Annotated in this window: 19 protein-coding genes and 1 tRNA gene; 8 read left to right on the top strand and 12 right to left on the bottom strand. The window is 61.5% G+C overall.

Annotation, left to right across the window (positions count from 1 at the left end; all coding sequences use genetic code 11):
• Nucleotides 1-84 precede the first annotated feature (84 nt).
• The 9 genes from L0U83_RS09110 to L0U83_RS09070 form a co-directional block, all read right to left on the bottom strand.
• Nucleotides 85-504 carry an ExbD/TolR family protein gene (locus L0U83_RS09110; protein WP_233882129.1) on the bottom strand — a complete coding sequence of 140 codons (420 nt, stop codon included), beginning with the start codon at nt 502-504 and terminating at the stop codon, nt 85-87.
• 18 nt (nt 505-522) lie between these two features.
• Nucleotides 523-1,269: a MotA/TolQ/ExbB proton channel family protein gene (locus L0U83_RS09105; RefSeq protein WP_233882127.1), complete on the bottom strand. Its 747-nt coding sequence runs from the start codon at nt 1,267-1,269 to the stop codon at nt 523-525.
• A gap of 47 nt (nt 1,270-1,316) precedes the next feature.
• Nucleotides 1,317-2,048: an energy transducer TonB gene (locus L0U83_RS09100; protein WP_233883818.1), complete on the bottom strand. Its 732-nt coding sequence runs from the start codon at nt 2,046-2,048 to the stop codon at nt 1,317-1,319.
• Nucleotides 2,049-2,315: 267 nt separating this feature from the next.
• Entirely contained in the window at nt 2,316-2,564 is a 249-nt protein-coding gene (locus tag L0U83_RS09095) for a (2Fe-2S)-binding protein (RefSeq protein WP_233882125.1), read from the bottom strand.
• A 361-nt stretch (nt 2,565-2,925) separates the two neighbouring features.
• Nucleotides 2,926-3,786: a glutamate racemase gene (gene murI, locus L0U83_RS09090; RefSeq protein WP_233882112.1), complete on the bottom strand. Its 861-nt coding sequence runs from the start codon at nt 3,784-3,786 to the stop codon at nt 2,926-2,928.
• A 73-nt stretch (nt 3,787-3,859) separates the two neighbouring features.
• Complete coding sequence (gene bfr / locus L0U83_RS09085) at nt 3,860-4,339, bottom strand: bacterioferritin (RefSeq protein ID WP_233882110.1); 480 nt, start codon at nt 4,337-4,339, stop codon at nt 3,860-3,862.
• A 202-nt stretch (nt 4,340-4,541) separates the two neighbouring features.
• The gene (locus L0U83_RS09080) at nt 4,542-6,065 is read right to left on the bottom strand and encodes a fumarate hydratase (protein ID WP_233882103.1); all 1,524 of its coding nucleotides are present in this window, start codon (nt 6,063-6,065) and stop codon (nt 4,542-4,544) included.
• A gap of 53 nt (nt 6,066-6,118) precedes the next feature.
• On the bottom strand, nt 6,119-6,763 hold the full coding sequence (locus L0U83_RS09075; protein WP_233882101.1) for a TIGR00645 family protein: 645 nt from the start codon (nt 6,761-6,763) through the stop codon (nt 6,119-6,121).
• 177 nt (nt 6,764-6,940) lie between these two features.
• A complete protein-coding gene (locus L0U83_RS09070) occupies nt 6,941-7,837 on the bottom strand; it encodes a DMT family transporter (RefSeq protein WP_233882099.1) in 897 nt (298 codons plus the stop codon).
• A 357-nt stretch (nt 7,838-8,194) separates the two neighbouring features.
• On the opposite strand from L0U83_RS09070, the gene acs reads away from it, so the two are divergent.
• The 6 genes from acs to L0U83_RS09040 all read left to right on the top strand — a co-directional run bounded on the left by acs (nt 8,195) and on the right by L0U83_RS09040 (nt 16,177).
• Nucleotides 8,195-10,177: an acetate--CoA ligase gene (gene acs, locus L0U83_RS09065; protein ID WP_233882097.1), complete on the top strand. Its 1,983-nt coding sequence runs from the start codon at nt 8,195-8,197 to the stop codon at nt 10,175-10,177.
• Nucleotides 10,178-10,287: 110 nt separating this feature from the next.
• Nucleotides 10,288-10,653, top strand: coding sequence for a DUF4212 domain-containing protein (locus L0U83_RS09060; RefSeq protein WP_233882095.1), 366 nt, complete (start codon nt 10,288-10,290; stop codon nt 10,651-10,653).
• Complete coding sequence (locus tag L0U83_RS09055; RefSeq protein ID WP_233882093.1) at nt 10,650-12,668, top strand: sodium:solute symporter family protein; 2,019 nt, start codon at nt 10,650-10,652, stop codon at nt 12,666-12,668. Before L0U83_RS09060 ends, L0U83_RS09055 begins: the two co-directional genes overlap by 4 nt.
• Nucleotides 12,669-13,353: 685 nt before the next feature.
• A complete protein-coding gene (locus tag L0U83_RS09050; RefSeq protein WP_233882091.1) occupies nt 13,354-14,103 on the top strand; it encodes a methyltransferase domain-containing protein in 750 nt (249 codons plus the stop codon).
• A gap of 109 nt (nt 14,104-14,212) precedes the next feature.
• Entirely contained in the window at nt 14,213-14,740 is a 528-nt protein-coding gene (locus L0U83_RS09045; protein ID WP_233882089.1) for a GIY-YIG nuclease family protein, read from the top strand.
• 261 nt (nt 14,741-15,001) lie between these two features.
• A complete protein-coding gene (locus L0U83_RS09040; RefSeq protein ID WP_233882082.1) occupies nt 15,002-16,177 on the top strand; it encodes an acyltransferase family protein in 1,176 nt (391 codons plus the stop codon).
• Between the two features lie 78 nt (nt 16,178-16,255).
• Here L0U83_RS09040 and xisR read toward each other — a convergent pair whose 3' ends face one another.
• On the bottom strand, nt 16,256-16,423 hold the full coding sequence (gene xisR, locus L0U83_RS09035; RefSeq protein WP_233882080.1) for an excisionase family protein: 168 nt from the start codon (nt 16,421-16,423) through the stop codon (nt 16,256-16,258).
• Nucleotides 16,424-17,283: 860 nt separating this feature from the next.
• Nucleotides 17,284-17,553, bottom strand: coding sequence for an Arc family DNA-binding protein (locus L0U83_RS09030; RefSeq protein WP_233882078.1), 270 nt, complete (start codon nt 17,551-17,553; stop codon nt 17,284-17,286).
• A 319-nt stretch (nt 17,554-17,872) separates the two neighbouring features.
• Here L0U83_RS09030 and L0U83_RS09025 point away from each other — a divergent pair, with 319 nt between their 5' ends.
• A complete protein-coding gene (locus L0U83_RS09025; protein WP_233882070.1) occupies nt 17,873-18,364 on the top strand; it encodes a hypothetical protein in 492 nt (163 codons plus the stop codon).
• Between the two features lie 162 nt (nt 18,365-18,526).
• Nucleotides 18,527-18,739, top strand: a complete 213-nt coding sequence (locus L0U83_RS09020) for a hypothetical protein (RefSeq protein WP_233882068.1) — start codon at nt 18,527-18,529, stop codon at nt 18,737-18,739.
• Between the two features lie 733 nt (nt 18,740-19,472).
• Here L0U83_RS09020 and L0U83_RS09015 read toward each other — a convergent pair.
• A tRNA-Ser gene (locus L0U83_RS09015) sits at nt 19,473-19,563 on the bottom strand.
• Between the last annotated feature and the right edge of the window lie 285 nt (nt 19,564-19,848).

Here is a 19,848-nt window from a genome sequence, read left to right as displayed (position 1 = left end):
AAAGGCCTTCATCTGACGATGAAGGCCTTTTACTTTGTACCGCTGAATTAAGCGTGCTGCGCGCAGTGACGCGCACCGAGCCGCTCAGTGATGCGCCGGATCGGTGACGAAGCCAAGCTTCGTGAGGCCGCCGCTCTGCGCCGCTGACATCACCTGCGCAACGCGTTCGTATTGCACCTTGCGGTCCGCGTTCAGATGCAGTTCCGGCTGCGGCGTGGTTTGCGCCGCGGCGGCGATCTTCTGGTTCAGCGCCGCGTCGTCGACCTGCGTGCCGTCCCACAGCACCGTCCCGTCCGCTTCGATCGAGATATTGATCTGCGCGGGCTTCGTGTCTTCCTTCTGGCTGCTCGCGTGCGGCAGGTCGATCTTCACGGCGTGACGAATCACGGGAATCGTCACCATGAAAACGATCAGGAGAACCAACATGACGTCGACGAGCGGCGTCATGTTGATTTCGTTCATCAGGCCATCGTCGTCGTCGTTGGCAAAGGGGCTCATCGCCATGATGCTTGCCTCCGCTCTTTAATGGCTGCGCGCAGCGACACGCAGGTTGCCGGCGTTGCCGTCCTTCGACTGGCCGCGGGCCGTCGACGTGAGGCGCGCGCCCGTCACGAAGAAGGCGTGCAGGCCGTGCGCGAAGCGGTTGAGCTTCGTGACGATCGCCTTGTTGGAACGGGTGAGGGCGTTGTAGCCCAGCACGGCGGGAATCGCGACGAAGAGGCCGAACGCGGTCATGATGAGAGCTTCACCAACGGGGCCGGCCACAGCGTCGATCGAGGTTTGTCCCGTCGCACCGATCGTAAGCAGTGCGTGATAGATGCCCCACACCGTGCCGAACAAGCCGACGAACGGTGCCGTGCTGCCGATCGAAGCCAGAATGGCGAGGCCGCTTTGCATCTTTGCGACCGACTCGTCCATCGTGTCCTTCAGGCAGCGCGTGACCCAGTCCGACACGTCCATGCGGTCGTGCAGATGCGGCTGCGTCTGGTGATGATGATCGGCCGCTTCCTGGCCCGAAAGCGCGAGCGCGAGGAACGGATTGTCTTCGCGTGAGCCGCTGCCGAGCTTCTTCACGCCGTCGGCGAGATCGTCCGAATGCCAGAACTGCTGCTCGGCGTTCTTCGTGAGGCGCTTGAGTCGCGCGACGTTCCAGCCCTTCACAACGATCACGCACCACGACAGCACCGACATGATCAACAGCGCGAGCGCGATGCCGCGCGTCACGAAATCCCCTTGCGCCCAGACGTGGGCGATACCGTAGTTCTGCATTCTTGGTCCTCTTTATTCAATTCATGGAAGCGTGTGGCTTCAGCCGATCAATCGTTCAGGCTGAACTCGAATGGTTGCGTGTAGGCCGCCCGGACGGCCTCGCCGTTTTCCAGGTACGGCTTGCACGAGCTTTGGCGCATTGCGTCGAGCGCGGCGTCGTCGAGGCGGGCGGACCCGCTCGTCTTCTTCAGTTCGATGTTCTCGATCTTGCCGGTCAGGCCCACGACGAAGTGCACGAAGGCCGTGCCCGTTTCGCCGCGTCTGCGCGAGAGCGTCGGATAGTCGGGCTGCACGATACGGCAGTCGAGGTGCGAGACGTTCTTCGGCGCGGAAAGCGCCATGGTCGGCTTGGCGTCGGTAGCCACGGCGGCTTGCGGCGCGGGCGCGGGCGGCGTGGGAGCCGGCGGCGTAGGCGCGTTAGGCGCGGCCGACTCGATCGCGTGCTGAGAGGGCGCTTCAGCCACGGGCAGCGGAGTTGGCTTGGGCTTGGGCTGAACCTTCGGCTTCTCGCGCGTCACGTGCGGGACCGGCTTGGGCGGAGGCGGTGTGGGCGTGGACTGAATCGCAGCGGGTGCGGCGACGGGCTCGGGCTTGAGCAGTTCGGCCGTCATCGTCTGCGACTGCAGTGCGACGGGCGTCACGGGTTCGCGCTTCATCAGCACGACGCCGATGAGCGCGGCATGCAGCGCGACCACGATCGCGCTCGCCGTGACGACACGGCGATTGACGCGAACGGAGGAAGACGGCAGCGTGCCAGCGGTGGTTTGGAAAGCCTGCATGTTTAGCGTGGCTGCCATGCGGACGGCGGCGCGCAGGCGAACCGGCGCGTCGTGTCGGGCAGCTTTATTTGCGAAAGATCAACAGCGAGATGCACAGCGTCGTTACGAATCCGATCAGCAATTCCATCACGATCTCCTTTCAGGGTCACGAGCGGTAGCTGGCTGGTCGAGAGACGGGCTTGCTGTCGGCGGCGGGTTGACGTCCGCCTTTGGCTAAGCGGGCGGGTAGGGCGGGCGCGCATCGGTGGCCGGATGCGCGCCATGGCTTCAGGCAGCCTTGCGCTCGTAAAACGTGAGCGGAACCGGGGCCACGGCGGGGTGTGCCGGCTGCGTCACCCCGCAGCGGCTCGCGCAGACACCGCTTTGCGCCATCACGTCACGGACGGATTCTTCGCACTTGCCGCAGCAGGTTGCGACGCCGAGCTCGAACTGCAGCTCGTCGAAAGAATCCATGCCTTCCTCGATGGAGGCGCGGATCGTCCGGTCGGAGACGGATTTGCAAACGCAGACAATCATGATGGACCGCAATAGAGAGAGTTAATGCGAATTATTATCATTATGTTTGTCGGGTTTGGCAAGCGGGTGGACGGATTTTTTGTAACAAAACCGGATGCTTAGCAGGGGTTTTGCTTTGCGTCAGAAAACGCCAGGGAGGGTGGGACGTTCGCCAAGGCGTTTGGCAGGCCGGCTAGCGGTTGCCGTGACGACAGTCCAGTTGGGATTGCGCATTGCCGCTGGAGCTTGCCAGCGGGCTGCTGGCGGGAGCCAGGTGGGGCGACAGAGATGAGCCAGGTACGCTGAAACGGGGTTGAAACACGAACACCCGGCGAAGCGCGAGTCGAAAACCCGGAATCGCGCTCGGTGTGGCGCCGGCGCGTCAGGCCGCGTTGGTTTCCAGTTCCCTCGTGCGGCGCGAGGGGATGGCCACGCGTTCGACATTGGCGTCGAGACCCAGAAGCGCGGCGGCCAGTTCGTGCAAATGCGCGCCGTCGCTCGTCGAGCAGAAGCGAATGTCGTCGGCGCCGGCGCCCGCAGGCTCGCCGCTCGCACACAGGCCGTGCTGCTCGAGCACGCGTTCGAGTTGCCGCGCGATGGCGACGCTCGTGTCGACGAGCGTCATACGTTCGCCGACGATCGAGCGGATCGCGGTGTCGAGAAACGGGTAGTGCGTGCAGCCGAGCACGAGCGTGTCGGCGCCCGCGTCGAGCATGGGCTCGACGTACGAGCGCAGCAGCGCGAGCAATTCTGCCGAACCGATATCGCAGCGCTCCACGGCCTCCACGAGGCCATGGCCCGGCTGGCACAGCACGCGCAGGTCGGCCGCGTGGCGCTCCACAAGCGCCTGAAAGCGCGCGCTGCGCAGCGTGACCTGGGTGGCCAGGACGCCTGCCACGCGCGATTTCGAAACCAGCGCCGCCGGCTTGATCCCAGGCTCCACCCCGATGAGCGGGATGGCGAGCCGCTCGCGCACGAGCGCGATGGACTGCGCCGTGGCCGTGTTGCAGGCCACCACCAGCGCCTTCGCGCCCTGCGCGACGAGCCATTCGCAGATCGCGAGCGTGCGGTCGGCGATGAAGTCGTCATCGCGCTGGCCATACGGCGCGTAGCGCGAGTCGGCGACATACACGAGCCGTTCAGCGGGCAGCAGCGCGCGCACGGCGCGCAGCACCGAAAGGCCGCCGAGACCGGAGTCGAAAATGCCGACGGGCGCAGCGCTGGAAGAGGCCGGTAGGTTCACGGGGATGGGCGCAAAAGGGTTTGTGGCGCAACCGTCAGGGCGGACGGATGCGCGGCAGGCGCGAGGCGTGCGATCAGGATTCTACCGAACCCATGGCCGACTGCTGGTAATTCTGGATGCCGATCTTGCCGATGAGGTCGAGCTGCGTTTCGAGCCAGTCGATGTGCTCTTCGGTGTCGTCGAGAATCTTCACGAAGATTTCGCGCGAAATGAAATCACGCACCGATTCGCAATACACAATCGCTTCCTTGCAGGTGGACTGCGAAATCTGCTCGAGCTTCAAATCGCACTCGATGATTTCCTTGGTTTCCTCGCCAATCAGCAGCTTGTGCAGGTCTTGCAGGTTCGGCAGTCCGTCGAGCATGAAAATACGTTCGATGAGCCAGTCGGCATGCTTCATTTCGCCGATCGATTCGTCATATTCATGCTTGCCGAGTTTCTCGAGGCCCCAGTGCTTGTACATGCGGGCATGCAGAAAATACTGATTGATAGCCGTGAGCTCGTTCTTGAGCTGCGCGTTCAGATATTCGATGACCTTCTTGTCGCCTTGCATAGTCGTTCCTTTCTTTGTGGGGCGGTGACTGGTTTCCAACAATAAACGCTCAATACACAAAAGCCAAGGCCGAATCTACGGTGAATTGTGGTAAATATCGGCGATTAACTCAGTGCTGAGAATTAATCTCAGTACGCTTTGCGTAGCGCAATAAAAAACCGGGGCGCGAGGCCCCGGTTTTTAAACAGGCATCAGGCAGGCATCAAACCGTGGCGACCGGAATCTTGCCGATCTTTGCTTGCCATTCGGCGGGGCCGGTCTTGTGGACCGAGGTGCCCGACGAATCGACGGCGACCGTCACCGGCATGTCCTGCACGTCGAACTCGTAGATGGCTTCCATGCCGAGGTCTTCGAACGCGAGGACCTTCGAGCCGCGAATCGCCTTCGAAACGAGGTAAGCCGCGCCGCCAACCGCCATCAGGTAAGCCGCCTTGTGCTTCTTGATCGCCTCGATCGCGACAGGGCCGCGCTCGGCCTTGCCGACCATCGAGATGAGGCCCGTTTGCGAGAGCATCAGCTCCGTGAACTTGTCCATGCGCGTGGCCGTGGTGGGGCCTGCCGGGCCGACCACTTCGTCGCGCACCGGATCGACCGGGCCGACGTAGTAGATCACGCGGTTCTTGAAGTCCACCGGCAACTTCTCGCCCTTGGCGAGCATGTCGGCGATGCGCTTGTGCGCGGCGTCGCGGCCCGTGAGCATCTTGCCCGACAGGAGCAGCGTCTGGCCCGGCTTCCACGAAGCGACTTCTTCCGGCGTGAGCGTGTTGAGGTCAACGCGCTTGCTCGTTTCCGTGTTCGGTTCCCAGTTGACCTTCGGCCATGCGTCGAGCGAGGGCGCTTCGAGCTTTGCCGGGCCCGAGCCGTCGAGCACGAAGTGCGCGTGGCGCGTGGCGGCGCAGTTCGGGATCATCGCGACCGGCTTCGAAGCCGCGTGCGTCGGTGCTGCGTGAATCTTCACGTCGAGCACGGTGGCGAGACCGCCCAGGCCCTGCGCGCCGATGCCGAGCGCGTTGACCTTCTCATGCAGTTCCACACGCAGCTCTTCGATCCAGTCCTTCGGACCGCGCTTGATGATGTCCTGGATGTCGATGGACTCCATCAACGATTCCTTCGCCATCAGCATCGCCTTTTCAGCGGTGCCGCCGATGCCGATGCCGAGCATGCCCGGCGGGCACCAGCCCGCGCCCATCGTCGGCACGGTCTTGAGCACCCAGTCGACGATCGAGTCGGACGGGTTGAGCATCACGAACTTCGACTTGTTCTCCGAGCCGCCACCCTTGGCCGCAACCTGAACATCAACCTTGTCGCCCGGCACGATCTCGTAGTGGATGACGGCCGGCGTGTTGTCCTTCGTGTTCTTGCGGCCGCCTTCGGGCGGACTCACGATCGAGGCGCGCAGCACGTTGTCCGGGTTCAGGTAACCGCGGCGCACGCCTTCGTTGATCATGTCGGTCACGCCCATCGTGGCGCCGTCCCAACGCACGTCCATGCCGACCTTCACGAAGATCGTGACGATGCCGGTGTCCTGGCAGATCGGGCGGCGGCCTTCGGCGCACATGCGGCTGTTCGTGAGGATCTGCGCGATGGCGTCCTTCGCGGCCGGGCTCTCTTCGAGCTCGTACGCGCGGCCGAGCGCCTCGATGTAGTCCTGCGGATGGTAGTAGCTGATGTATTGCAGCGAATCCGCAATGCTCTGGATGAGGTCTTCCTGTTTGATGACGGTCATGGCTAGCTTCTGTGGGGACGGGTGTTTTGAATAGTGTTTGCAGCGTGCGCCGATCAGTCCGACTCGGCGTGCTCGGGAACCGCCTGACGCGCAGCGGCATGCCCGCCTGGCACCGGATGGCGCGCGGCGAGCTCCTGATAGTGTTCGGGGTGCGTGTGCGTGGTGATGCGGTCGATCCACGCCATGACGAGCGCGGACGCGAGGAACGCCACGTGGATGATCACCTGCCACATCACCGTATGCGCCGAAGCGGCGTCGGGATTGATGAAGGTCTTGAGCAGGTGGATCGACGAAATGCTGATGAGCGCCATGGCGAGCTTCACCTTGAGCACGCCGGCGTTCACGTGGTCGAGCCACTCGGGCTCGTCGGGATGGCCTTCGAGATTCAAACGCGAGACGAAGGTTTCGTAGCCGCCCACGATCACCATGATGAGCAGGTTCGAGATCATCACCACGTCGATCAGGCCGAGCACGGCCAGCATGATGCTGGTTTCGTCGAGCGTCGTGGCGTGGCTCACGAGGTGCCAGACCTCCTTGAGGAACAGCACGCAGTACACGGCTTGCGCGACGATCAGGCCCAGATAGAGCGGCACCTGCAGCCAGCGGCTCATGAAGATGATGCTGGGCAACGGACGCATGCGGCGACGGGCTTTACCCGGTGCGGCGGCGGAAGGCGGCTGGGGGCGTGCGGCGGACATGGGTAATCACGGTGGCTAATTCGGGCGGGGCCGCCTGGGCGGAGTCAGTCTGGTTGGGGCCAGAAGGCGCGCGCGAGGGGCCGGGCGGGCGCTATTGTACAGCGTCGCAGGAAGGGCTCGCCGGGATTCCGACAGCGCGGCCCGCCCTCCGATGCTTTCATCGCGATTACAGGGTGCTCACGAGGGTACGGGCGGCAGGCGCTTCGTCTTGAGACTCGCGAGCCCGATGCCGGCCACCACGCAGGCGAGCGCAATGCCGTGCGCGGGCGTCGGGCGCTCGCCGAGAAACGCGATGCCGTACACGGCCGCTGCCACAGGCAGCACTGCCGTGAACACGCCCGCGATGCTGCCCGGCACGTGGCGAATCCCCATCATCCAGAGACAGAACGAGAACACGCTCGCCGAAAGCCCGTACCAGAGCGCGAGCCACCAGATGCCCGCGGGCACGCCCGAAAAATCGAACGACAGTGCGCCGGGTAGCCCCACGGGCAGCATCAGCAGAAAGCCGAACAGGTGTGTGTATGCGCAGATGTCGAGCGGCGCGAGCGTTTGGGTGAGCCGGCGCGAAAGGATCACATAGAGCGATTCGCAGCACACCGCGCCGAGCACCATCAGGTTGCCGACGAACGAGGTTGCACCGGTGTCGCCGCTGCCGCCCACGTGTGTGAGATTGATGACCGCGATGCCCGCAATGGCGAGCACGATGGAAGCGAGCGCGCGCGCGTCGGGTCGCTCGCGCAGGAAGAGCCACGAGAAGAGCGCGACCACGGCGGGAATCGTGCTCGTGATGACGCCGGCCGCGACCGCGCTCGTGCGATGCACGCCGCCGAGCATCAGCAGCGTAAACCCGAATGCCCCAAACAGCGCCTGGAGGAACAGATTGACCCATTCGCCGCGCTTCACGTGTTGCATTTTGGAGCGGCGCAGGAGCGGGCCGAGCACCGCGAGGGCAACCACGAAGCGCAGCAGCGCGAAGAGTGAAACGGGAATGAAGGCGACGATTGACTTGCCGATGCCAACGTTGCTGCCCACGAGCAGCATCGAGGCAATGAGAAACAGGGAATAGCGATTCAAGCTGGAATCCGGGTGCGCAGTTCAGTTAGCATTCTAAATGTCCGCTTACTTGCGTGCCATGGCGCGCGACTTGCAATGGTCCGCATGTGCGCGCGTAAGTGGCCGGTAAGTTGCTACGCTTAATCTTGCCGGCATGGGTGGTTTGCGAAGATCGTCTTGTCGCACGGTCGTGCTGCGAGTCGGGCAGTGAAGCGCGCGCACCCATGCATGCTGCGATGCCACAATGGTGGCTAGCCGCGCAAGCCAATAGCGCCGCGCCCGTATGGGCGGCGGCGCACGGAGACGGCGCGCACGGGCATTGAAGATGCTCATGCGTGTCCACGAGTTTGACGTTTCATCTTCACCAAGGGGTTGTCGATGTCTGCGATTGAATCGGTTCTTCAGGAACGCCGCGTCTTTGCGCCTTCCGAGCAAACGGTGGCTGGCGCCACGGTGTCCGGCATGGATGCCTACAAGGCGCTGTGCGCCGAAGCCGAACGCGATTACGAAGGCTTCTGGGCGCGCCTCGCGCGCGAAACGCTGACCTGGCAAAAGCCCTTTACGAAGGTGCTCGACGAATCGAAGGCGCCGTTCTACACGTGGTTTGAAGACGGCGAACTCAACGCCTCGTACAACAGCCTCGACCGCCACGTCGAAGCAGGCAATGGCGAGCGCGTCGCGATCGTCTTCGAAGCCGACGACGGCACCGTCACGAACGTCACCTACAAGGACCTGCTCGCGCGCGTGTCGCGCTTCGCCAATGGGCTGAAGAAACGCGGCGTGAAGAAGGGCGACCGCGTGGTCATCTACATGCCGATGTCGGTCGAAGGCGTGGTCGCCATGCAGGCCTGCGCGCGCATCGGCGCTACGCACTCAGTGGTGTTCGGCGGCTTCTCGTCGAAGTCGCTCAACGAGCGCATGGTGGACGTGGGCGCGGTCGCGCTCATCACCGCCGACGAACAGATGCGTGGCGGCAAGGCGCTGCCGCTGAAGAATATCGCCGACGAAGCGCTCGCCATGGGCGGCTGCGAAGCGGTGCACAGCGTGATCGTCTACAAGCGCACGGGCGGCAAGGTCGCGTGGCACGAAGGCCGCGACCAATGGATGCACGAGCTTTCGGCGGCCGAGAGCGACACGTGCGCGCCGGTGCCCGTGGGCGCGGAACACCCGCTCTTCATCCTCTACACGTCGGGCTCGACGGGCAAGCCGAAGGGCGTGCAGCACAGCACGGGCGGCTACTTGCTGTGGGCCGCGCAATCCATGAAGTGGACCTTCGACTACAAGCCGAGCGACGTGTTCTGGTGCACGGCCGACATCGGCTGGATCACGGGCCACAGCTATATCGCCTATGGACCGCTCACGATCGGCGCGACCCAGGTGGTGTTCGAAGGCGTGCCCACGTATCCGAATGCCGGCCGCTTCTGGGACATGATCGCGAAGCACAAGGTCACGATTTTCTACACGGCGCCCACGGCAATCCGTTCGCTCATCAAGATGTCCGAAGCCGACGCGAAGGTGCACCCGAAGAGCTACGACCTTTCGTCGCTGCGCATTCTCGGCACGGTCGGGGAGCCGATCAATCCCGAAGCGTGGATGTGGTACTACGAAAACGTGGGCGGCAAGCGCTGCCCGATCGTCGACACGTGGTGGCAGACCGAAACGGGTGGCCACATGATCACGCCGCTGCCGGGCGCCACGCCCCTCGTGCCGGGTTCGTGCACGCTGCCGCTGCCGGGCATCATGGCTGCGATCGTCGACGAAACCGGCCAGGACGTGCCGAACGGGCAGGGCGGCATTCTCGTCGTCAAGCGCCCGTGGCCGTCGATGATCCGCAACGTCTGGGGCCAGCCGGAACGCTACAAGTCGGGCTATTTCCCGGAGGAATTGGGCGGCAGGCTGTATCTGGCCGGCGATGGCAGCGTGCGCGACAAGGACACGGGCTACTTCACGATCATGGGCCGTATCGACGACGTGCTGAACGTCTCGGGCCACCGCCTCGGCACGATGGAGATCGAGTCGGCGCTGGTGGCGAACCCGCTCGTGGCCGAAGCCGCCGTGGTGGGCCGCCCCGACGACACCACCGGCGAAGCCGTGGTGGCCTTCGTGGTGCTCAAGGCCACGCGTCCGCAGGGCGACGAGGCCGTGAAGCTCGCCAATGATCTGCGCGCCTGGGTGGGCAAGGAGATCGGGCCGATCGCCAAGCCCAAGGACATCCGCTTCGGCGAAAACCTGCCGAAGACGCGGTCGGGCAAGATCATGCGCCGCTTGCTGCGCTCGCTCGCGAAGGGCGAGGCGATCACGCAGGACGTTTCGACGCTGGAAAACCCGGCGATTCTGGACCAGCTTGGCGAATCGCTCTAAAGCCTGAGGGTCGCGCGGCGCCTTGCCTGGCGCCGCGCACGGCATCGATCCCCGCATTGCCCCGCATTGCCCCTGATTGCCGGCCATACGCGTTTTTGCTACACAGGCGCATGGCCGCGCCACACACTACACCGCAGAACAATCTCAATCCATTGCCTGAGCCGCCCCCGGTGAGCGAGGCGATGGCGCGCGCGCATCGGCGCTACTGGCGCTTCAACGTCGCGCTGATCGCCGTGCTCATGACGATCGGCTTTCTCGTCTCGTTCGTCGCGCCGCTCTTTGCGCGCACACTCGCCGACGTGCGCTTCGCGGGCTTCAGCTTGCCGTTCTACCTTGGCGCACAGGGCGCGATCCTGCTCTACGTGCTGCTCGTCGCGATCTATATCGTGCTGATGCAGCGCGCCGACCGCGTGCTGCAAGCCGCGCTCGAAGCGGACATCGCCATACGCGAGGCGAGCAGGGCCCAGCAACGATGAAGCTCGCGCACCGGTTGATCCGCTCCTACGCGCTGTACACGCTCGGCTTTCTCGCCTTCGTCTACGTGATGTGGCGCATCGAGCTGTCCACCGGCCCAGGCATGTGGATCGGCTACGTGTTCCTGTTTGTGCCTATCGCGGTGTACGCGGTGATCGGGCTGCTCTCGCGCACGTCCGACCTCGTCGAGTACTACGTGGCGGGGCGGCGCGTGCCCTCGTTCTTCAACGGCATGGCGACGGCCGCCGACTGGCTTTCCGCCGCGTCGTTCATCGGCCTTGCGGGGTCGCTCTACGCGAGCGGCTACGACGGACTCGCCTATATGATGGGCTGGACAGGCGGCTACTGCCTCGTCGCCTTCCTGCTCGCGCCATATGTGCGCAAGCTCGCGCGCTATACGATTCCCGACTTCCTCGGCACGCGCTTTTCGAGCAACCTCGTGCGTGCGCTCGCCGTGCTTGCGACCATCCTCTGCTCGTTCGTCTACCTCGTCGCGCAGATCCAGGGCGTGGGGCTGATCGCCACGCGGTTCATCGGCGTGGATTTCGCCATTGGCATCTTCTGTGGGCTGGCGGGCATACTCGTGTGTTCGTTTCTCGGCGGCATGCGCGCCGTCACGTGGACGCAGGTCGCGCAATACATCATCCTGATTGCGGCCATCCTGATTCCGGTCTCGCTGATCGCGCATCGTGACGGCCTCGGATGGCTGCCGCAAGTCGACTACGGCAACGTGATGCAGCGCGTGGAAGCGATCGAGCGCGACGTGCGCGGCGCGAGTGCCGAAGCCACCGTGCGCGACGCATACCGCAAGAGCGCGGCGCAGTGGCAAACGCGCCTCGACACGCTCCCGCAGTCGTACGTCGCCCAGAAGACGCACCTCGTCGAGTCGCTTGCGGAACTGCGCCGCCACAACGGTCCGCTGCGCGATATCGATTCGCTTCAGCGTGAATTGAACGCTTTCCCGCGAGACGTGGACGCCGCACGCATGGTGTGGACGCGCCAGCGCGACGACCTGCTCGAGCGCGCCGCGCCGCCGGTGCCGATGAACGAACCGTTCCCCGCCGACGACGATGCCGAGCGGCGCATTCATCAACGCAACTTTCTTTCGCTGCTTCTGTGCCTTTCGCTGGGCACAGCGAGCCTGCCGCACATCCTCACGCGCTACAACACGACGACCTCGGTGGCCTCGGCGCGCCGTTCGGTGGGCTGGACGCTCTTCTTCGTCGCGCTCTTCTATCTGACCGTGCCGGTGCTCGCGGTGCTGATCAAGTTCGAGATCCTCACGCATCTGGTGGGGCAGCGCTTCGACGATCTGCCGCATTGGGTCATGCAATGGCGGCGCGTCGAGCCGTATCTCATCGGCATCGCGGATGTGAACGGCGACGGTGTGGTGCGCTGGAGCGACATCCAGATGCAGCCCGACATGGTCGTGCTCGCCGCACCGGAAATCGCGGGGCTGCCGTACGTGATGTCCGGGCTCATCGCTTCGGGGGCGCTCGCAGCCGCGCTTTCGACCGCGGACGGTCTGCTGCTCACGATCTCGAACGTGCTTTCGCACGACGTGTACTACCACATGGTCGATCCGAGCGCGTCCAGCCAGCGGCGCGTGACGATGTCGAAGATCCTGCTGCTCGGCGTGGCGCTGTTCGCTTCGTATGTGGCGTCGCTCAACGCGGGCAACATTCTTTTTCTGGTGGGGGCGGCGTTTTCGCTCGCGGCGTCGAGTCTCTTTCCCGTGCTCGTGCTTGGCGTGTTCTGGAAGCGCACGACGCGTTTGGGCGCAGTGGCCGGCATGATTGCGGGGCTGACCGTGTGCGTCTATTACATCGTCTCGACGTACCCGTTCTTTACTCAGATCACGGGCTTTGCGGGTCCACGATGGTTTGGCATCGAGCCGATCAGTTCGGGCGTGTTCGGTGTGCCTGCAGGCTTTCTCGTGGCGATTGGCGTGAGTCTGCTCGATCGTAAGCCGGATGCGTATACGGTTGCCTTGGTGGACTATATCCGCCATCCGTGAGGGCAGGGACCTGATTGCCGGTGTGCGGTCGAGCACTTAAAAGACGGACGGCAGAGGAGATACTGAAGGCCTCTCGTTCCCGCGCCGGTCCTCGAAACAGTACGTGGGAATTCGGCGTCGGGCTGCGGCCCGACGTCCCTTTTCTGCTGGCGGTTTGGCCGCCTTGGTCTTGCTTCCAGCGGTGAGTGCTGAACGACAAGCAGCATGACCGCTCGCAGACCCGTTGTTTCCCGTTGCGCCATCAACTCATTCGTTTTTGTCCGCTCGGGGCATGGGATCGCAGACGGGTTACTTGTCGCCACAATTCACCACGATTTTCGTCAATTGTTTTTAATTGCGGGCGCAACGAAACTGCGCCTCGGTGGAACTGTCAGGAGACCCGCCACAAGAATGAACAGGGCAAACCATCACCTTTGCCTATACCGGCACCCTTGGCTGGGCATGGTTCGGACTTTAATGAAGTCATTGTCCAAATAGTAACGTTCTAAGCTGAGGTATGCGAGTTCTCGCTCGCATACTCTCCAGATTACTGTTTGCACGATTCCGGACCGGGCGTTGATCCAGATCCCGGGCTACACGTCGCTCTGGCACGCATCGCGAATCACGTGATCAACCGAGTCGAGGAACTCGCGCGAGCCACCTGTTTATGCTTTACTAACGCGTTTAGGCTACCTGCGAGGCAAGCATGCATCCAAGCGCGATGGACAATGGGAGGCGTTTTTTCGATGCGTATGTAAAACGTATGGGAAATGTCAGGGTGGCTGAGATTGGATCGCAGAATGTCAATGGTTCGCTGCGGGACGTGTGTCCTGCTGAGGCCGAGTATATTGGGCTTGACTTCGTAGCGGGTAACGGTGTGGATCTGGTTTTGAGCGATCCTTATCATTTCCCGCTCGATTCCGGGTCGGTTGACATCGTCGTAAGCTCCTCATGCTTCGAGCATTCGTCCATGTTCTGGCTGTCGTTCAACGAGGTCCTGCGCCTGCTGAAGCCGAACGGTCTCTTCTTCCTGAACGCGCCATCAAACGGCCTGTTCCACCGCTATCCGGTCGACAGTTGGCGTTTCTACCCAGACGCCGGCTCTTCTCTGGTCGAATGGGCGAAACGCTGTGGCGTCAATGCCGCGCTTCTTGAGTCGTACACTGCATACCAGAAAGGCGATGTCTGGAACGACTTCGTCGCCGTCTTTCTGAAGAACGAGGTGCATATCGGCGACCATCCTGCGCGCATCCTCGATACGCTCACCGAGTTCACAAACGGGTTGCTACACGGCAGAGATACCTTTCTCAATCCCGAAGAGCAACCGCAGGATCTGTCTGACAAGCTGACTGCTCAGCAAGAACTCAAAGCATTGCGCGCAGAGAATGAAGCGCTGAAAGAAGAACTTCTCGCCGTTTCCTGCCGCGCTACTCGTGGTAACCCTTCAGCGAAATGAATACGCCGCTGTCAAAGCAGCATCTGGATTTACATCACGGATGCGCGGGTCCGCTCCCGCGGAAACGATCGATAATGCACACGAGAAGAAGAACCCGGGAGCGTTGGGGATGAGCGCGCCTGACGAAGAATTTGACTACCGGATTCGAGTGAATTTTGTCCAGGAGTATAGGGACGAATCGGGGAAGCTTTTAGATGTATGGAGGACGCCGATATGTCCGACGCTTGCGAATGTAGAGGACGAACTGGCGATATTCAATGCGGAATTTTCACGTCCGAAGACCGGAGTGCTAGTACTCAGTGAGCCCTATCGTATTGTCGAAGATGCCCATACGAGTTTCCCCAATTCGTCTTATGCGGGGGTCTATTTCATGTTTGACAGGATAGGCAGGCTACTCTACATCGGACAATCGGCCGGTCTCGGCACCCGTATAGGTTCACACTTTGGTTGGAACGAGAATAGGACGGCAGGTGTAGCAAGGGAGGCACGATTCCAGGAGGTGCATCATATAAGGACGATTGGCTTACCCCCGGAAAATGCGTTTGAGGCACCGGCGATTGAATTGTGGTTCATTCAGCGGCTGAATCCGCCGCTCAACGATCTGCACGCGCGGAGCAGAACCATTATTTCGATATAGGAGCAGTTGTAGGGGCTGCTGGACTTTCTGAGCTTGCACCGGCTCCCGGTACGACAGCAGCCAAGCAAGCTTTCCGCTTGGCTCTACTTGAGCGCGTGACCTACGGAGGCGCGAACTCGATCTTCGCCGTGGTGCGGTGATCAGCCGTTCGTCTTCACGGCTCACACGAGGCGGGATGATTCGGCACCAAAGCGAGTGCGGTTAGAATTGCGCGTCGCATCGGCAACGTGCCGTCTTACGGACTCCTTTCTCAATCGCCCTATGCAAATTGATGGCCTCCATCTGCTATTTGGCGCTGCATTCGTCATCGCCATCGCTTTCATGGCGTCCGCGATCGTCGCTCGTTCAAATTTCTACGGACTGTTGATCGAGCGCGAGACTTCATCAAAAAGATTTCACGCGATCGACGGGCTGCGTGGCTATCTCGCCCTAGGCGTGCTGTTGCATCACGTCGTCATCAACGCGCAGCTTTATCAGATCGGATCGTGGGCGCTGACACCATCGCGACTTAACACGTTCCTCGGGCGCGGCTCAGTAGCGTTTTTCTTCATGATCACCGCCTTCCTGTTCTGGGGCAGGATGATCGACGGTCACGGAAAGATCGACACACTCCGCTTCTACGCGTCGAGAATCCGTCGGCTGGTGCCGATGTATCTCATCAGCGCCGGTCTGCTCATCGCGACCGCGCTTACCTTCACCCATTTCCGGATCGTCGTACCGATCGGCGATTTGGCGTCGCAGATCGCATCATGGCTGCTGTTCACGATACCGGGTGCCCCGGAGGTCAATGGATTCAAACAGACTGGACTGGTCAATACGGTGTTCTGGTCGCTGGTCTACGAATGGAAGTTCTATATCGCACTCCCGTTTGTAGCAGCGCTCGCCATGAATGGCCGCGCCTGGTTGGCCGCCGCTGGCGTCTCGATCACAATTGCTCTGTTCTCGACAACCCAGATCGAATGGTTCTTCCTTGGAGGCTGCGTTGCAGCCTGCGCGGTACGTTCACAGGCCCTGCAATCGTGGGCTCCGCGGCCAGTAGGATCCTTTGTCGCGTTCGCCTGCATCGCAGCTACGGCGCTGTACCAACCGATGACTTATACGTGGCTGGGGGCCGTGCTGCTGTTCATTCCGTTCCTGCTTTTTGCTGGCGGGAACTCATTGTTCGGCGTGCTCACCTGCCGTCCAGCTCGATTGCTCGGACTGCTAAGCTACAGCGTTTACCTGCTCCACAACTGGGTGTTGTATCTCGTATCGCGAATGGTGAATCATTACACACCAATCGCGGACCTAACGCTCGGCCGCTATTGGGCAGTCGTCGGCGCCGTCGCGCTGATTACAGTGGCACTTGCCGCTATTACATATCGCTTTGTTGAGCACCCGAGGATACGACCCGCAAAGAAAACCCAAGTCCGCTCAATGGGCAGCGTTCCGGCATAGCGCCTCGGGTCTGGTTGGCGGGGGCGGCGAGTCGGGGAACAATCGCCGCAAACATGGCCACAGGGATTGTGGTGCCGATCACCGCTGGCGCTCTATCCACTCCTGGTAACCCTTCAACGCAATAAAAATACCGCCGTCAGGAGAACGGCGGTATTCCCGGCCTTCGATCCACTTACCTTCTTCAATCTTTCGGCGAATCGCTTTCTGCGTCAGCCCGGTGATTGCTGCAGCGAGCGCGACCGTCACGTAGGGAGCGGGGCGACCTGGGCAATCGTTTCCTTCATTGCCCCATCTGCGCGAAGCGCTTTAATCTGAACGGTAAGCTGCTCAGCAAGTTGCTGGAAACTGCTGTCCGAAGGTTCATCGTCTGCAATCATGAGCCACATATACCCTTCGACGCTATTGCTGCGATTCGTCATAAGGGCATATTAGCTTCAAGATGCTGACGGGCCGCTGGCCACCGTATTGGTTACCACAAACTCACGGATGCTGTCGTCGGTGATCCGCGACGAGTTTTCGCCGATCTGGATTCAGACGAGTTTTCCCTCGCGGGCGAGCCGGTAGATGGTATTGCGGTAGACGCCAAGTGCGGAGGCTGTGGCGTTGATGGTATGGAGGAGTTTCGGCAGGGTGGACGTCATCGAAGCTCCAAAAAAACCGCGCATTATATCCAGGCCAATGCAATTAAGAAGAGGCAGACATACGGTCCGTCATAGACGTCCGCTGGTAGTTGGATGCAGCCGCAACCAGTAAGCATCCGCGAAGGCATCGCGCGCGCCTTTATCCAGATATAGGTAATTATCTTCCCACCACGTCTGGCATTCTCCAATGACGGCGGTTCTCTTCCGAGTGAGTCTTAAAGCTTGCGCCAGAGCTTGAATGCATCTTGGTGAGCCTGGAGGCGTTTGTCGATGGCAGCCAATCGCATCTGGTTACGCGATCGCATCGCCTCAAGCAGTACAGTACTGCGTTCTCTGTTTTGATGTCTTCGACTGCCCTGGTCAGTCTGGCGAGATCCTTGGCCGTTGCTCGGGCCTTACCCCTTTCCTAACAGTAAGCGACGTAGTAGCCGCCGACGACCACCAATACCGTGACGAGCGGAGAAGCTAAAGCCAGCCAATCTGCCCTGTGGAAAGAACTCTTGGGTGCGCCTTACGCCGCTTCTCCCGCTCATCCAACACCTGACCGACCTTCTCGGCGGAGAGGTCAAGTGTCCTGTCGTCCACGGCTGTTTGTGCCGCTGGCGCGTCGGAACCGAAGCTTTCCTCGAGTCGCGCCACCACTTTGGCGGTCAGCGAGCGCTTGTTCTGCGATGAAACCTCATCCAGCCGATCTTTCAGGGCTGCAGGGATGCGCAGATTGATTTGGGGGGGCATCTCTAGCCATGACTCGATTATATGTAGCACGGTGCTGTATTTGAGTCACGGCCGAGCACATCGGCGCTCTCTGGGGAGATCTCCATGCAAACCATCATTCAAGCTCAGCAAAGCAAGACTGTTCCTGCGTCCCGCAGTGGCCAGCAGTCCCGCCACCACGTCGGCAGTCTCGCGATTCTATCGAGGTGCTCGGCTCGCCGGTCTGGTGCGTCGACGCACGTAGCGACGTGCCGGCGCTCACGACCATAGGATTGGTGAAGGATGCGCAACTATTCCCGTTTGGCGCAGCCGAGTGAATCTAAACATAGGAACGGAGGCCATGATGGACGAACAGAACTTTGTCGAAGAGAACTCGCCGTTCTCGGAGCGCGCGAAGGAGGCCGCGCTTCGAGGCAACCTTAACTGTGCGCTGCCTTTGTTAGGTACTCTCGAAGATACCCACGCAGCCTTATGTGGGCTGGCCTGGTTTTGCAAGATCGCGAAAGCTAATCGGGTTCAAGAGATTGCGTGGCGCGACAAAGATGACGAGTCGATTCAACCGCCGATGGAAATTAACACCGTCGAGTCTCTCCTCGCCCTCGGAGAGGGGCTTGTCGCCACCTTCCCGAAAGATTCGATCTCGGACCGCTTGCATATGCGTGCCGCCCAGCTTGACTCGCTGATGACGACCATGATCGGCGATGACCATTTCTCTATGCTGGGCGACCAGGTCCAGAGCGACCTCTTGTGGCTTGCAGGCAGTCTTTCGACGGAAATCCAGAAATTGCTCGATGCTCAGTTGTCAGAGCGCATTGAACGAACGGATGAGTGAATGAAGCAGTCGGCCGTGACGTCGACGCCTGGCCGAATCTGGGCGGAAATAAATGCGATGAGCGATCACGACCTCACCATTGCGGCTCAGTCAGCTATTGCGCGAGTTCAGAGCATGAACCTGCATGAGCCGCCTCAGACTCTCTAAGACCAAGGACCCGCCATGCAAAAGGAAGGCGTGACGCTGATAGACGTTCGGCAGCGACTTGCCGAACTGGAGAAACGCCGCGCGGAATTGCGCGTCGCCGAGGAGGCTTGTTCCTTCACGGCGCGCGCCTATCTCCACTTCTGCGGGCGTTGCAGCGTAGCGGCCGATCGTCTGGCGATTCGGCCCATCTCGAAATGTACGTTGACCACGTGGCGCGTTCGCCTATAGCACGTGCGAAGGCGCAACGCCTCACAGTCGAGATTTATGCCTTGCGAGCGATGGCCGACATGGGCGCCCAGGATGTTCAGCGCTGAGGGCTCAGCGGCCGTCTTCCCGTCTGGCTCTGTCTAGAGCCATTTGGTGGGCTGCTTGAAACACGGAGCATTGCCGCGAGTTGTAACTCCCGAGCAGAAGACGCCGCAATCCTTCGTCCAGTAGGAAACCGTCGTCATATGGCGATTGCGGTCCGCCGCCGCATCGCGGACAGAGCACACGCAGGCGACCGTCCCAGTTTCGGCCAGGAGGATTCTCGGCTCGGCTGGCGCTATCGATAATGCTGTCCACAGTGCGCTGCGCCCAGTCACGTACCTCGTCGAACGTCTTGCAGGAATATTGACGGTGCAGCAGTTCGGCAAGTTCTGGGCTGCGCGCCAAGCCGATGATGGTTGTGCGTGCCATATACAAGTCGTCTTCGAGACGGCGCACTTTGTCTTCGAGGGGCGAACTTGTCCGGAATGGCTGGCGAGGCATTACCGTCTCTTTCAGGCGCGTGCAGGCGTTCCCACTATGCTCCCGTATTTGCTAGAAACCGGGACCCCATGCTCAGTCGCGTAGCCTTCACCAACCTGTCAGACGTTCGAGAAGACGGAGGGCAGTGCGTGCCGCGCACTTTCGTTGATGGCGGGGCGCTTGGCGGGTAGAAAAGAAAAACGGGCCGAGAGGCCCGTATTCATTGGTGTTCTGGCGGAGAGAGGGGGATTCGAACCCCCGATAGGCTATTAACCTATACACGCTTTCCAGGCGTGCGACTTAAACCGCTCATCCATCTCTCCGGCGGGAGGCGAATTATAGCAGAGTCCGGGCGCGTGAGGAAAGCGCGCACGCATAAGCTGGCACGATCTGCGCTTTGCAAAGGGCGCCGCACCCCTAAGCAACACGGAAATCGTTCGTTCCCCGCTTACGAGCAACTCGGCTAGTCTCTCCAACACGATCACCAATTAAGGCTTCTCGAGCGCAAGCTCCATCCAGATCGTGCGCGCGAGCACGGGCTACAACCACACGTCCCTCGTCTGCACACGACAACCGGGCGGATCTTGGCACCGATTACTCGTTCTCCA

The sequence above is a fragment of the Paraburkholderia flagellata genome, assembly GCF_021390645.1.
Lineage (GTDB): Bacteria > Pseudomonadota > Gammaproteobacteria > Burkholderiales > Burkholderiaceae > Paraburkholderia > Paraburkholderia flagellata.
This window is presented reverse-complemented; position numbering and strand designations above follow the sequence as displayed.